At 56.3% G+C, this 13,113-nt stretch carries 14 protein-coding genes; 13 read left to right on the top strand and 1 reads right to left on the bottom strand.

Translation table 11 applies throughout. The annotated features are described in order from the left end of the window. The first annotated feature begins 200 nt into the window (after nt 1–200). The 9 genes from N3G78_08565 (at nt 201) to N3G78_08525 (ending at nt 9,596) form a co-directional block, all read left to right on the top strand. Entirely contained in the window at nt 201–2,498 is a 2,298-nt protein-coding gene (locus tag N3G78_08565; GenBank protein ID MCX8117967.1) for a vitamin B12-dependent ribonucleotide reductase, read from the top strand. A gap of 74 nt (nt 2,499–2,572) precedes the next feature. Beyond that, entirely contained in the window at nt 2,573–3,382 is an 810-nt protein-coding gene (locus N3G78_08560; protein ID MCX8117966.1) for a DUF3108 domain-containing protein, read from the top strand. 21 nt (nt 3,383–3,403) lie between these two features. Further along, nucleotides 3,404–3,598, top strand: a complete 195-nt coding sequence (locus N3G78_08555; protein ID MCX8117965.1) for a hypothetical protein — start codon at nt 3,404–3,406, stop codon at nt 3,596–3,598. Between the two features lie 84 nt (nt 3,599–3,682). Beyond that, the gene (locus N3G78_08550; GenBank protein ID MCX8117964.1) at nt 3,683–3,967 is read left to right on the top strand and encodes a TIGR04076 family protein; all 285 of its coding nucleotides are present in this window, start codon (nt 3,683–3,685) and stop codon (nt 3,965–3,967) included. 4 nt (nt 3,968–3,971) lie between these two features. Next, entirely contained in the window at nt 3,972–5,567 is a 1,596-nt protein-coding gene (locus tag N3G78_08545) for an FAD-binding protein (protein MCX8117963.1), read from the top strand. 102 nt (nt 5,568–5,669) lie between these two features. Then, complete coding sequence (locus N3G78_08540; GenBank protein ID MCX8117962.1) at nt 5,670–6,107, top strand: universal stress protein; 438 nt, start codon at nt 5,670–5,672, stop codon at nt 6,105–6,107. Between the two features lie 33 nt (nt 6,108–6,140). Next, a complete protein-coding gene (locus tag N3G78_08535) occupies nt 6,141–6,674 on the top strand; it encodes a YbhB/YbcL family Raf kinase inhibitor-like protein (protein MCX8117961.1) in 534 nt (177 codons plus the stop codon). 64 nt (nt 6,675–6,738) lie between these two features. Continuing rightward, nucleotides 6,739–8,793 (top strand): thioredoxin domain-containing protein, encoded by a 2,055-nt coding sequence (locus N3G78_08530; GenBank protein MCX8117960.1) that lies wholly within the window; start codon nt 6,739–6,741, stop codon nt 8,791–8,793. Between the two features lie 248 nt (nt 8,794–9,041). After that, nucleotides 9,042–9,596 (top strand): XRE family transcriptional regulator, encoded by a 555-nt coding sequence (locus N3G78_08525; GenBank protein ID MCX8117959.1) that lies wholly within the window; start codon nt 9,042–9,044, stop codon nt 9,594–9,596. 15 nt (nt 9,597–9,611) lie between these two features. On the opposite strand, the gene N3G78_08520 is transcribed toward N3G78_08525, so the two are convergent. Beyond that, nucleotides 9,612–10,508, bottom strand: a complete 897-nt coding sequence (locus N3G78_08520; protein MCX8117958.1) for a retroviral-like aspartic protease family protein — start codon at nt 10,506–10,508, stop codon at nt 9,612–9,614. Between the two features lie 72 nt (nt 10,509–10,580). On the opposite strand from N3G78_08520, the gene ubiE reads away from it, so the two are divergent. The 4 genes from ubiE to N3G78_08500 all read left to right on the top strand — a co-directional run bounded on the left by ubiE (nt 10,581) and on the right by N3G78_08500 (nt 13,091). Next, complete coding sequence (gene ubiE / locus N3G78_08515; GenBank protein ID MCX8117957.1) at nt 10,581–11,297, top strand: bifunctional demethylmenaquinone methyltransferase/2-methoxy-6-polyprenyl-1,4-benzoquinol methylase UbiE; 717 nt, start codon at nt 10,581–10,583, stop codon at nt 11,295–11,297. Beyond that, nucleotides 11,294–11,743 carry a GNAT family N-acetyltransferase gene (locus tag N3G78_08510; GenBank protein MCX8117956.1) on the top strand — a complete coding sequence of 150 codons (450 nt, stop codon included), beginning with the start codon at nt 11,294–11,296 and terminating at the stop codon, nt 11,741–11,743. The genes ubiE and N3G78_08510 overlap by 4 nt, the downstream gene beginning before the upstream one ends. Before the next feature lie 281 nt (nt 11,744–12,024). Then, nucleotides 12,025–12,462 carry a universal stress protein gene (locus N3G78_08505; protein MCX8117955.1) on the top strand — a complete coding sequence of 146 codons (438 nt, stop codon included), beginning with the start codon at nt 12,025–12,027 and terminating at the stop codon, nt 12,460–12,462. 8 nt (nt 12,463–12,470) lie between these two features. Next, nucleotides 12,471–13,091, top strand: a complete 621-nt coding sequence (locus N3G78_08500; protein MCX8117954.1) for a queuosine precursor transporter — start codon at nt 12,471–12,473, stop codon at nt 13,089–13,091. The last annotated feature ends 22 nt before the right edge of the window (nt 13,092–13,113 follow it).

Below are 13,113 nucleotides of genomic sequence, written 5' to 3'. Positions count from 1 at the left end.
CCTTCTCTCTCTTTGTCTCAAATAGGGGGCGATCCTCACCACCAAAACCATCCTAGGGCCTTTTCATGGGATTGTCAACCCTTCCAGTTTAAATCGTCGAGAAATTTTCCTTGACACTCCTAAATATTGTGTTAACTTTCTTTAAGGCAAATAGATCTTGTGCACCTCAAAAATTAACCGCTGAATTACGGGAGGAAATGGTGGCGATCCCGTTGAGACCTAATGCCATGGCCGTTCTTGAAAAACGGTACTTGATAAAAGATTCCACCGGCGAGGTCATCGAGACTCCCGAGGACCTCTTCCGCCGCGTGGCGAAGAACATCGCCCAGGCCGACCGCCTTTATGATCCTTCGGCCGACCTCGAAGCGATCGAGGAGAAGTTCTTCAACCTGATGGCCTCCCTCGACTTTCTCCCGAACTCGCCCACCCTGATGAATGCGGGCAGAGAACTTCAACAGCTCTCCGCCTGTTTCGTCCTCCCGGTGGGAGATTCGATGGAGGAGATCTTCGACGCGGTCAAGCAGATGGCCCTGATCCAGAAGAGCGGAGGAGGAACGGGCTTCTCCTTTTCGAGGCTCCGGCCCAAGAACGATGTGGTGGGATCGACCAAGGGGGTCTCGAGCGGCCCGGTCTCTTTCATGAGCGTCTTCGACCATGCCACCGAAGCGATCAAGCAGGGCGGCACCCGCCGGGGGGCCAACATGGGGATCCTCCGGGTGGATCATCCCGACATCCTCGACTTCATCAAGTGCAAGGACGAGGACCACCGGTTCAACAATTTCAACATCTCGGTGGCGGCCACGGACGAATTCATGGAGGCGGTCGAAAAGGGAGGGTCGTATCCCCTTCGGAATCCACGAACCCACCAGATCGTCAATCACCTCGACGCCCGGGAGGTCTTCGAGAGGATGGCCTACTATGCCTGGAAAAACGGGGACCCCGGGATTATCTTCATCGACCGGATCAACGAGGACAACCCAACTCCCCAGGTCGGAATGATCGAGAGCACCAATCCTTGCGGCGAGCAGCCGCTTCTTCCCTACGAATCCTGCAACTTAGGTTCGATCAACCTCGCTCACATGGTCACGGGCGGAGAGATCGACTGGGAGCGGCTGGGCTCGGTCACGGAAGAGGCGGTTCATTTCCTCGACAATGTGATCGACATGAATCGCTACACCCTTCCCCAAATCGAGGCCATGACCAAGGCCAACCGAAAGATCGGCCTGGGCGTCATGGGATTCGCCGACCTTCTCATCCAGTTGGGCATCCCTTACGATCATCCCAAGGCGTTCGAGGTGGGAGAACGCATCATGGCCTTCATCCAGGAGAGAGGGAAGCGGGCCTCCCGCGATCTGGCCCTTCGGAGAGGTTCTTTTCCAAATTTTGAAGGGAGCGTCCTTCGAAAGCGCTGGGATGCTATGAGAAACGCCACCGTGACGACCATCGCGCCCACCGGGACGATCTCGATCATCGCCGGGGCCTCCTCGGGAATCGAGCCTCTCTTCGCCCTGGCCTTTGTCCGCCATGTCCTCGATGGAAAAGAACTTCTCGAGGTCAACCCCTATTTTGAGGAGACGGCGAAGAAGGAGGGATTTTATTCCGAGGCCCTGATGAACCGGATCGCCCGAAGCGGCCATATCCAAGACGTCGAAGAGATCCCGGAACACCTCCGACGCCTCTTCGTCACCGCCCATGAGATCTCTCCCGAAGATCATATCCGGATGCAAGCCGCTTTCCAGAAATACACCGACAATGCCGTCTCCAAGACCGTCAACTTCCCCCACGAGGCCACGGTCGAAGACGTGGTCAAGGTCTATCAGCTGGCCTATCGGTTGGGATGCAAAGGCGTGACGATCTACCGGGATCGGAGCAGGCAGAAGCAGGTCCTCTACAAGGGATTGGGGAGCCCCGATGGAAAATCCTCGGGAGAGGGCAGGGAACCTTCGAAAATAGAGAGGAAGCCGAGGGCTCGGACGGACGTGATTCATGGGTCGACCTGGAAGATCCGAACGGGTTGCGGCAACCTCTACGTCACGGTCAACGTGGACGAGGAGGGCCGTCTCTTCGAAATCTTCAACCAGATCGGAAAGGCGGGCGGATGCGCCGCCTCGCAGTCCGAGGCGATCGGCCGATTGGTCTCGCTGGCCTTCCGATCGGATATCGAACCCGAGGACGTGATCCGACAGTTGAAAGGGATCAGCTGTCATATGCCCGTCTGGCACCAGAACGGGAAGATCCTCTCCTGTGCGGATGCCGTGGCCAAGGCCATCGAGTGGCATCTTCAAAAGATGAAGGCCGGCCAGAGCCGTTCAGCGATGGCGGGGCTGGAAGGACATTCCCAAGACCAGAAGGCCCCTGGCCAGGGCGTTGGGTCTTCGCAAGGGGGCCGTGAGATGGGCCCCTGGTTTAAGAGGGGCGCCTGCCCGGAATGTGGGGGCCCCCTCCTCTTTGAGGAGGGTTGCATGAAATGCCTCTGTGGCTATTCGGACTGTGGTTAAGGGCATGTTCACGGCCACCCTTGAATTCGGGTTCTCTGGACGATTCATCGATGGGATGGAAAAATGATTTGAGGATGGGAAAAGGTTTCGAGAAAACGATCTTCGGCCTTTGGCTTCCCTTAACGATCTTCTTGATCCTTTTTCCTTCGATCACCTTCGCCGACGGCAGGGAAGAGACCGCCTTCCCCCACCGGGACAACGGAAAGGAGAGGGTCTTCCATTATACGGCGAGGAAATGGGGCATGCCGGCCCTGAAAGCCACCCTGAGCATCGGGCACGGCCCCGGGAAGGAAGAAAGGTCTCATTGGAAGATCGAGGCGAGGGTCACCTCCCTCTCCCTTCCCAAAATATTCTTCCGGATGAACAACCGCTTCGCCTCTCTGATGGAAACCGAACCCTTCACCTCCATTCGCTACGTCAAGGAGATCGATCAGGAGGGCCTCTTCATCCAAAAGAAACAGTATTCGGAGACCATTACCTTCGATCCTCTCCGTCACAAGGCCATGGTTGAGAAAAAGGGATCGGGCGAAAGAAGAGAGGTCTTCTTCCCGTCCGAAGCCTACGATCCGCTGGCGATATTCGCCCGGTACCATCTGAAGGAAGGCCTTCCGACCGACCGGGACATCCGATTCTCGATCTTCGATGGGGTGAGGTTTCGTCAATTGCTTTTTCAATCGAAGAGCCTGAGGTTCTCCTCCAAGATCCTCGGAGAGGTCGAAGCCATCCTTTTAGAATCGTCCCTCGCTTTCCACAGCTTCGGGGACAAAGAAGGGGTCCTTCGGATCTGGTACACCGCGGACCGTCACCGGATCCCGATCTGCCTGGAGCTCGATCTTCCGATCGGCCCTTTGAGGTTCGAGCTGGAAGAGATCCGAGAGGGCTAATCCAAAACAAGGAGGACGTCGATGGCACAGAAGAAGGCGACCAAAAGCACTCCCCAAAAGGCCACCAAAGCGGTGACGAAAAAAGGGGTCAAGAAGGGCGATGCTTACAAATGCAGCGTCTGTGGCCTGGTGGTCTCGGTCGATGAGGTCTGCGGGTGTGTGGAGACCTGCGACATCATCTGCTGTGAACAGCCGATGAAGCCGAAGAGAAAATAGGCCCTTTTCCTTTAACCCCCCTTCCCGCGATACCCTTGCGACGCCCCTTGGCCTTGCTCAGGGGAAGAGAGGGGGTGTGTCCCCATGGAGAGGAAGATGAAGGCCCCCTATCGGGTAGAAGTGAAGGTGATCGAGCAGAAGGGGAATTGTCCCTTCGGACATCAGGTGGGCGATTGGGCCACCTTCGACGGCCAAGGGATCGAGGGAAAGATCTGCTGGCATTCGCTCTGCAGCATGTTCTACAAGATCCACGGGATGCTCTACGGAGCAACCTATCCCTGGCTGACCGACCCAGAGGTGGCCCGCCATCCCTGCCCGGATGTTCAGAATCCTGTGATCTACGAAATTCGCAGGTTGAAGGTGGAATAGAATCATGGAGGAACTCTCCACGGAGATCCTCGTCATCGGAAGTGGGTTGGCCGGGATCATGGCGGCTTTGGCGGCCGAAGAGGTGGGCGTCAGGACGACCCTTGTAGGAAAGTTTGCCATCGGGATGGGGAACAACAGTGCGATCTCCAACGGGGTCTTCACCGCGTCCCATGAACGGTTCTCAACAGAGAACCACCAGGAGGAGACGTTGAAGGCGGGCCGGGGGTTGAATCATGCGCAGATCGTCCGCCGGTTGGTCGATCAGGCGCCCGAAGCCATGGAGAAGTTGAAGGCATGGGGGGTATCTCTGGTCGAAGTCCCGATGGGGTTCATGGTCGATCGATCCGGTGGATGCGATCAAATCCCGGGCGTCCTTCTCATGAGGAGCTTGAAAAAGAGGCTGGGCCTCGGTTCCATCCACTGCCTGCCAGGTCTGGTCGTTTTCGATTTGGTGGTCGGGGAGGGTAGGGTTCAGGGCGCCTTCGGATTTTTAAGAGACGGCCGGCCCTGTCTCGTCCAGTCGAAAGCGGTGATCCTTGCCGCGGGGGGCGGGGGAGCCATCTACCGGAGAAATGACAATCAGAGAAGCACCCTTGGGGACGGTTATGGGCTGGCCCTGCGAGCGGGCCTTCCGCTTCTGGACCTCGAATTTGTCCAGTTCTATCCCTTTGTGTTGGCCGAACCGGGCCTTCACACCTTCATCCTCTATCCGCCCTATCCCGACGGGGTCAAGGTCATGGATGAACACGGCGCAGACCTCCTCGAACGATTGGGCATCGAAGCCGATTTGAATCGGGCCATCATCACCCGCCGGGACTCCCTAACCCTTTCCCTTATGGAATCTACTCGAACCGGGGAGGTCTATTTCGACCTGAGGCAGGTTCCAGAAACGAGCTGGAAGGCCTATCCCTTGACCCTCCTCGAACGGTCGAAGTTCCCCTTCCGGGAGCGGCCCTTTCTGGTCGCTCCCGCTGTCCATTTCTGCATGGGAGGCGTGGAGATCGACGAGAACGGGAGGACCTCTCTCCCAGGGCTTTATGCCGCCGGGGAGGTCGCTTGGGGCCTCCATGGAGCCAACCGCCTCGGCGGAAATGCCCTGACCGAATGTGCGGTCTTCGGAAGGATCGCCGGGCGCTCCGCCGCAGAGGAGGCAAAACAGACGGGCTGGACCCTCATGGCCGAACCCTTGAAGAAGAGGTGGGAGAAGAGGGCCAACCAATATTTCAAGCGGAAAAGAGGGGGGGCTTTCCGATCCTCTGACCTCCTCAAAGAGTTGAAACACCTGGCCTGGAAGTTTGCCGGGCCTATCCGGGAAGAGTCGTTGCTCAAAGAAGGGCTCGAACGCCTCCATACCTTGGAGACGAAGATCGACCAAGTCTCTCCGGAGACGGTCAAGGAGTTGTTCCGGAAGAGGGAAATGGAAAACGGAGCCCTTCTCCTCAAGGCGATCCTGAAGGGTAGCCTTGAAAGAGAGGAGAGCCGGGGGGCCTTCTACCGAAGGGACTTCCCGGAAAGGGATGACCGGCAGTGGCTTAAAAACAGCGTCTACTCTCTTGTCGGAGAGGAGATCGTGGTTGCCCATCACCCCGTACGGAACTAAAAGGCCCGGGTCGCCCCTTAACCTTCATCCTTCCCAGGGGATCTCCTCCGATTGACAATCCTTACGGCCGTTATTAAGTTTTCCTTAGAAAGGAGGTAGAAGGTGGATAAGATAAAGAAAATTCTTGTCCCATTGGATGGGTCTTCGTGCGCGGAGAATGTCCTGCCGGCGGTCGAAAGGCTTGCCTCCGAGCTCAAGGCCTCCCTCTCCCTTTTGCGGGTGGCTTTGGCCAGCACCTTTCCAGGGATCGATCCGACAGAGGCCCAACTCAAAGCCGTTCGGGAAGCCGAGACGTATCTGCTGGAAGTGGAGGAGCGGTTGAGGGCCAAAGGGTTTGAGGTGGACAGCCACGTCCGGTACGGAAACGATGCGGAGGAGATCGTCGAGCACGCGGCCCAGAACGATATCGATCTGATCGCCATGACCACCCATGGCCGAAGTGGCGTGAAGCGGTTTCTCCTCGGGAGCGTCGCGGAAAAAGTGCTTCGCCATGCAACAAAACCGATCTTCCTAATCCGATGTCAGGCCCAAGACGTTTGAGCCTGTAATCGAAGATGAAAAAAGGAAAGTTAGATGAGATGGGGTGTTTTTTTCTTTCTACTCCTATTCCTCACCTCCCCTGTTTATGGCCAGGAGGGCTCAAAGGGGAAACTCAAGGTCTGGAGCCCGGCCTTCGACCATACGGGAAGGATTCCTTCGGCTTACACCTGTGACGGGGCCAATATCAATCCCCCGCTCAGGATCGAATCCGTCCCCAAGGAGGCAAAGTCCCTGGCACTGGTCTTTGATGATCTCGATGCTCCCCGAGGCTCCTATGTCCACTGGATTCTCTGGAATATCGATCCCAGGTTGAAAGAGATCAAGGAGGGCTCGATGCCCGAGGGCGCCATTCAGGGCACGAACGATTTTAAGAAACAGACCTATGGAGGTCCCTGCCCGCCCGGCCGGGCCCACCGCTATGCGATCGACCTTTATGCCCTCGACCGGCTTCTCCCGTTGGGACCTGAGGCGACGAAATCGGATCTCGAAAGGGCGATGAAAGGGCACATTCTCGATCAGGCCAGATGGGTTGGCACTTACAAGAGGCAGGGGCCTTCAAAAAGATGAAGGCCCTCTCGGAGGGTCTCTCCCGCGACCTTCCGAGCGTTGCGAAATGCTCAAGGAGATCAAAATGGAACCGAAATATACGAATCGGTTGATTCATGAAACAAGTCCTTATCTTCTCCAGCATGCCCACAATCCGGTGGATTGGTATCCCTGGGGGGAGGAGGCCCTGAGTCGGGCCCGCAAAGAGGACAAACCCATCCTCCTCAGCATCGGCTATTCCGCCTGCCACTGGTGTCACGTGATGGAGAAGGAGTCCTTCGAAAACGAGGCGATCGCCCGGATCATGAACGAACATTTTATCAACATTAAAGTGGACCGCGAAGAGAGGCCGGACCTCGACGAACTCTATATGAATGCGCTGCAGGCGTTGACCGGAAGCGGGGGATGGCCCATGACGGTCTTCTTGACCCCTCAGCTGGTTCCTTTCCATGCGGGGACCTACTTCCCTCCGGAAGACCGGATGGGGATGCCCGGCTTTCCCAGGGTCCTCCTCACGGTCGCCAACTATTACCGGACCCACCGGGGGGAGGTATCGGGCATGGAAAGACAGATGGAGCAGGTGCTCCAACAGATCGTCAAGATCGAGCCCTCCAAAAGCGATCCGGACCCCCACCTGCTTGCCAAAGCCTTTGAGGCGATCGAGGGGCAGTTCGACCCCGTCAACGGAGGCTTCGGCCGGGCCCCCAAATTTCCCAACAGCATGGCCCTCTCGTTTCTTCTAAAATACTGGAAAAGGAACGGCGAGAGGAAGGCCCTCCGGATCGTGGAGACCACCCTTGAGAAGATGGCCAACGGCGGGATCTACGACCATCTCGGGGGAGGATTTCATCGATACTCGGTGGATGAACGTTGGCTGATCCCTCACTTCGAGAAGATGCTCTACGACAATGCCCTCCTCTCTCGGACCTATTTTGAGGCCTTTCAGGCGACCCGAAGAGAAGGGTTTCTCCGGATAGGCGAGGAGATCCTCGATTATGTGCTTCGGGAGATGAAGGCCCCTGAGGGCGGTTTCTTCTCCACTCAGGACGCAGACAGCGAAGGGGAGGAAGGAAAATTCTACGTCTGGACAAGGGACGAGATTAAAGCGATCCTGGGCCGAGAAGAGGGGACGGCCTTCTGCGCCTATTACGGGGTCACCCCCCAAGGCAATTTCGAAGGGGGAAGGAGCGTCCTCCATGTCTCCCATCCCCTTGAAAAGGTCTCCGAGCTTTACAGCATCCCTGTCGAGGAACTGGAGATATTGTTGAGGGAGGGCCGAAAAAAACTCTTCCTTGAAAGGGAGAAGAGGGTGAGGCCGGGGAGGGACGAGAAGGTCCTCACCTCCTGGAACGGGTTGATGATCTCCAGCCTCACCGATGGGTTTAAATTGACCGGCAAGGCCTCCTATCTGAAGGCTGCCGAGGAGGCGGCCCGGTTTATCCTGGAGGGGGGGATAAGCCAAGAGACCCTGATGCGAGTCTATAATCGGGGAAGATGGCAGGTCAAGGGTTATTCGGAAGATTATGCCTTCTTCATCCAGGCCCTCATCGATCTCTACGAAGCCACCTTTGATTTGAAATATCTTCGGCAGGCCTATGTCCTCAACGAGAGGTTCCTCGGTCAGTTCTGGGATGAGAAGGAGGGCGGTTTCTTCTTCACCGGAAGCTCAAACGAGAGGCTGATCGCCCGTTCGAAGCATCCCTATGACCAAGCCATTCCCTCGCCGAACGCCATCGGCCTGACCAATCTTCTCCGCCTCGGCCATCTCACGGGAGAGGGATCCCTTAAGAAGAAAGGGGAAGAGATTTTGCGCCTCTTTTACGATCTCCTTTCGGAACATCCGATAGCCTTTCCACAGATGCTCTCCGGATTCTTCCTCTACCTCTATCCGGAAGAGATCGGCCTCCTTGGCCCAAAAGACGATCCGAAAACGAAAAAGATGGCTCAGGTCCTCTATCAGGCCTTCATCCCGAATAAGATCTTGGCCCACCGGGATCCAAAAGAATCGATCGAAGGGGATTGGTTCCCCTTTTTAAAGGGGAGGGAGATCCCCCCGGCTCCCACGGTCTATGTCTGCCGGGGATTCACCTGCCTGCCCCCGGTCCAGGATGAGGAAGAGTTGAAAAAGATCTTCGGGTAAGCTCAGGCGCAGGCCGAGGATAGGCCTGCTCGCCGGGAGGACGAAACCCTCTGTGGCGTTGTAATTTTTAGTGGCGTATTCGTTTTAGATTATGTTGATCCTCTTTTTTCATGGTGAAAAGAGTGAATCAAGTCAGCCATAGGAAAACCTCCCGCCCCTTCGAATGGCATCGGGTTGTAAAATTCGGTTGAAAATTATATCATTCGCATTATAATGGGTTCATTCTGGGAGGGAGAGAGGGGGAGCGTATGACAACGAAAAAGGTGGACGAGAAATCCTTCGGGGCGAAGATGAAGCAGCTCCGGCAATTGAGAAAACTCACCTTCGAAGCCCTGGCCAACAAAACGGGCCTCTCCAATCGCTATCTCAGGGAGATCGAAGAGGGTAAGGTCATCCCCCCTGTCTCTGCGGTCATCCAGATTTCAAAAGCCCTCTCCGTGGACTCCGGCTCTTTTCTCTCGGCAGAGGAACAGGAGGCCCTGCTCAAGAAGAGAAAGGAGAGTTTCTACAAACGGACCCAAGCTTACTCTTACAAAACCCTCACCCCGGACGCGGAGACCAAACATATGAAGGCCTTCTTGGTCACGATCGATCCCAAACAGGATCATCGGATGGTGGAATACCGGCACGAGGGAGAGGAATTCATCTATGTCTTGAAAGGCGAGGTGGAGGTCCGGGTGGGAGAAAATGAGAATCGTCTCAAAAAAGGGGAGACGCTCCACTTCGATTCCGGCATCCCCCATAAACTCAGAAACCTCTCCGACGAGGTTTCCAAACTCCTGGTCGTTCTGTACACCCCCTGACTTTTTATTCTATTTTCATTCTCTCCAGTTTCTGGGCACGCCCGCAAAGGACGCCCTCCGTTCCAACTCGCTCAGCTGATTCTCGAAATAGAGGATCGCATTGTTGACCCGGGTCAATTCGGAGCGCGAACCCCTCTGTTCGTAGTAGGCCTTGAGCCTCTTGAGGTCCTCCAAATTCTGGAGATAGAACCTGAACTGCCCTACCCAGTACTCCTTCGAGAAACCGCCGGGTCGCTCAGGAGAGGGGGTCCCCTGCATCGAATAGAGCATCATCTTGCTGTTGAGAGCATCGATGACCACTTTGAATTTGTTGAGAAAGGAGTTTCCTAAAAGGCCTTGGTAGGTGGGCATCGTATAGACGAGGGCATCCACATTCTCGACTTCGGCCTTGCCCACCCGGACCGACCTCAAATTGACCAAGGGGGTCAGGATCACATCGCTCACGCTGGTGACCCTGAGGAAGGGCGTGGTCTCGTTGATGGTGATCCCCAGCTCATTGGCCGTCTGCCTGCTGATGAGGGTGAAACTGGCCCCTGTGTCGACGACAAAATATTGCCTCCACCTCCCGTTCAGGATAACCTCCGTAAGCCAGAGTTCATGTTTTCTATGAAGCGGGACTTCAAATCCCTGAGGTTCTTGGACGGGAGGAGGCAGAGAGGCGGGGGGAGACGTCTTGGGTGGATCTGACCCCTTGACCGGGGAGGCCTCCCCCATCCCTTTAGGAGTTTTTCTCATTTCTGCTTCGGACCGATACCTTTCAGGAACTTTCGATAGGTCATCGGCAAAATGGAGCGTCCCCTTTTCATCCACCCACCGATACATCTCGCCATTGGCCGAGGAGGCTGAGAGGATGAAGATCAGAAAGGGAAGAAAGTAAATGATAGACCCCCGATAGGATGGAGCGGTTCTCATGGGGACATTTTATCCATTCAAGGAATGGCTGTCAATTGCTCTCTGAGGATCTCTTTGGCTATAATGGAACTCATGGCGCCTTATCGGCTTCAACCCGAGTCGGTCCGTTCCCTCTTCGACCGCATCGCGCCCACGTATGATCTTCTCAATCGCCTCCTCAGCCTCCGGAGAGACGTTTACTGGCGGAGGATGGCCGTCCGGGAGTTCTCCGGACAACAGGGCCATTTTCTCGACATTGCCACGGGTACGGGGGATGTGGCCATCGAGTTGATCCGCCAGGGAATTCAGGGGAGGAAGGTGGTCGGTCTCGACTTTTCCGAGCCGATGATCCGGAGGGCGAGGGAAAAACTATTGAAAAAGGGGCTCCTTCAGTCCGTCCATCTTGGACTCGGAGACGCCCTCTTCCTCCCTTTTCCAAACCAACTCTTTTCCGGTCTGGTCATCGCCTTCGGCTTGAGAAACATTCCGAAGAAAAGAGAGGCCCTCGTTGAGATGGTCAGGGTGCTCAAACCCGGTGGGAAGATCGTCATCCTCGAATTCACCCTCCCGGAGCGAGGGTGGATGAAAAGGCTTTACTTGGTCTATTTTACGAAGATCCTTCCCCGGATCGGGGGATGGGTCTCCGGCGATCCGGAGGCCTATGCCTATCTTCCGGAGTCCGTCCTCCGCTTTCAATCGGCCGAGGAGTATCGAGCCTTGCTGAAGGAGTCCGGACTCGCAGAGGTCTCCATTCGATCGCTCACGGGGGGGATCGTCTCCATCATTTCCGGAATCAAGAACGCCCGATGATCCGGCCTTTCACCCTGTCAGACCTCAACGCCATCCTCGCCATCGAACGCCAATCCTTTCCGAAATCTCCCTACGATAGGAGGACCTTCATCCGCCTTCACGCCCTCTTTCCCCAACAATTCCTCGTCTATTCCGAACCCGACGAGGGCCATCAAGAAAAGGTTCTGGGATATATCGTCTTCACGCCGGAGGGCCACCTCATCTCCCTTGCCGTGCTCCCTCAACATAGAAGAGAAGGGATCGGAAGAAAACTCCTTCGAAAAGCCATGGAGGCTTCCTCCCCAAAAGGACTTTTGGCCGAGGTGAGGAAAAGCAATCTCCGGGCCCAGGCCTTTTATCGCCGGATGGGATTTCGAATCGTGGGCATCGCCCCAGGATATTATGGGGATGAAGATGCCTTGATCCTCCGATGGACCCCACCGCCTTCCGAATCCCCTCCTAAGTGACCTGCTGCTCACCCGCAGCCGATTCAACGGACCCCTCTTTGCCGAAGCCTTGGAAGCCTCAAAGGGGGCCCCTGTGATCTGGAACCGGTTCGCGAAAGGCAAAGCCATTTCTGACCGGGTCATCCTAACCTGCCCCGATAAAAATTTTGGGGACGGGCGGTTGGATGGGGTCCGGATGGAAAACCGACTTCGCATTTGCTTAATGACGGTAAAGCTGATATAAAGAAATCGTCCCAATCAGGAAGGGTCCTTCCCATTTTACCTTTTGAAGGAGGTGGCAGATGTACCGAAAGATCCTCGTCCCCCTCGATGGGTCGGAGCTGGCCAAAAAGGCCCTGGACCATGCAGAGAAATTGGCCGTCTTTTTCGGCTCGGAAATCGTTCTCTTCGAGGTCGTCCCCTATCTCCCCATCTACGGGTCCCCCGAGCTGGTCACGCCGCTGGTCATCGACGAGAAGCAGAAGGAAGTGGCCGAACGGTATCTTCAGGAGTTGACCGAGGAGTTGAAAAAGAAAGGGGTCAAGGCCTCCGCAATGGTGAAGACGGGGCAGCAGGTGGCCGTGGAGATCATCGACTACGCCAAAGAGATCGGGGCCGACCTGATCGTCATGAGCACCCATGGCCGCTCCGGCATCACCCGATGGGTTCTGGGAAGCATCGCCCTTAAGGTCTTGACCCGGGCCGAAACCCCCATCCTTCTGTTACGATCCAAGGAGTGAAAAGTACCATGCCGATCCTCCTCATCGGACTCTACATCGCCTGTGAATTGGTCGCCAATGTCACCGCCTCCAAGCCCATCCAGATCGGAGGACTGGTTGTGCCCGCCGCCATCTTCATCTATACCCTCACCTTCACCCTCATCGACCTGATCAACGAATCGATGGGCAAACAGGGGGCGCGGAGGGTCATCCTGGCCGCTTTCGCCGCCAACCTCCTCCTTGCGGCCTATGCTCAACTGACCGTCCTTCTCCCCCCTGCGACCTTCTACACCGGGCAAGAGGCCTATGCCAGCGTGCTCGGAACCACCCCGAGGATCGTCTTCGCAAGCCTGACGGCATACCTCGTCAGTTCGTTGATCGACGCCGAGCTCTTCGCCTTCTGGAAAACCCGCCTTCGGGGTCCGAGATGGCTCAGGGTCCTGGTCAGCAATGCCATTTCGACAGGGGTCGATAGCGTCCTCTTCATCTGCCTCGCCTTCTACGGTCTCATGCCGATCTGGCCCTTGATCCAAGGCCAGTATGTCGTGAAGATGGCCATCACCCTCGTCAGTCTTCCTCTGATCTATCTCGTGAAGGGCCCTGGACGATTCCGGTTGAAGACGGTGGAGGTTTATCGACAATCCCTCTAATCCCCATCCCTTCGAGAAAGAG

It is taken from the genome of Thermodesulfobacteriota bacterium (assembly GCA_026415035.1).
Classification (GTDB): Bacteria; Desulfobacterota; BSN033; order BSN033; family UBA1163; genus RBG-16-49-23.
The sequence above is the reverse complement of the archived record's forward strand: the minus strand, read 5'-3'. Positions and strand labels throughout refer to the sequence as shown.

What these genes read in the sequence shown, in the direction of transcription:
- N3G78_08530 (MCX8117960.1), top strand. Translation starts at nt 6,739, where the DNA reads ATGGAACCGAAATATACGAATCGGTTGATTCATGAAACAAGTCCTTAT.
- N3G78_08555 (MCX8117965.1), top strand. Translation starts at nt 3,404, where the DNA reads ATGGCACAGAAGAAGGCGACCAAAAGCACTCCCCAAAAGGCCACCAAA.
- N3G78_08550 (MCX8117964.1), top strand. Translation starts at nt 3,683, where the DNA reads ATGGAGAGGAAGATGAAGGCCCCCTATCGGGTAGAAGTGAAGGTGATC.
- N3G78_08545 (MCX8117963.1), top strand. Translation starts at nt 3,972, where the DNA reads ATGGAGGAACTCTCCACGGAGATCCTCGTCATCGGAAGTGGGTTGGCC.
- N3G78_08535 (MCX8117961.1), top strand. Translation starts at nt 6,141, where the DNA reads ATGAGATGGGGTGTTTTTTTCTTTCTACTCCTATTCCTCACCTCCCCT.
- N3G78_08505 (MCX8117955.1), top strand. Translation starts at nt 12,025, where the DNA reads ATGTACCGAAAGATCCTCGTCCCCCTCGATGGGTCGGAGCTGGCCAAA.
- N3G78_08520 (MCX8117958.1), bottom strand. Translation starts at nt 10,508, where the DNA reads ATGAGAACCGCTCCATCCTATCGGGGGTCTATCATTTACTTTCTTCCC.
- ubiE (MCX8117957.1), top strand. Translation starts at nt 10,581, where the DNA reads ATGGCGCCTTATCGGCTTCAACCCGAGTCGGTCCGTTCCCTCTTCGAC.
- N3G78_08525 (MCX8117959.1), top strand. Translation starts at nt 9,042, where the DNA reads ATGACAACGAAAAAGGTGGACGAGAAATCCTTCGGGGCGAAGATGAAG.
- N3G78_08500 (MCX8117954.1), top strand. Translation starts at nt 12,471, where the DNA reads ATGCCGATCCTCCTCATCGGACTCTACATCGCCTGTGAATTGGTCGCC.
- N3G78_08510 (MCX8117956.1), top strand. Translation starts at nt 11,294, where the DNA reads ATGATCCGGCCTTTCACCCTGTCAGACCTCAACGCCATCCTCGCCATC.
- N3G78_08560 (MCX8117966.1), top strand. Translation starts at nt 2,573, where the DNA reads ATGGGAAAAGGTTTCGAGAAAACGATCTTCGGCCTTTGGCTTCCCTTA.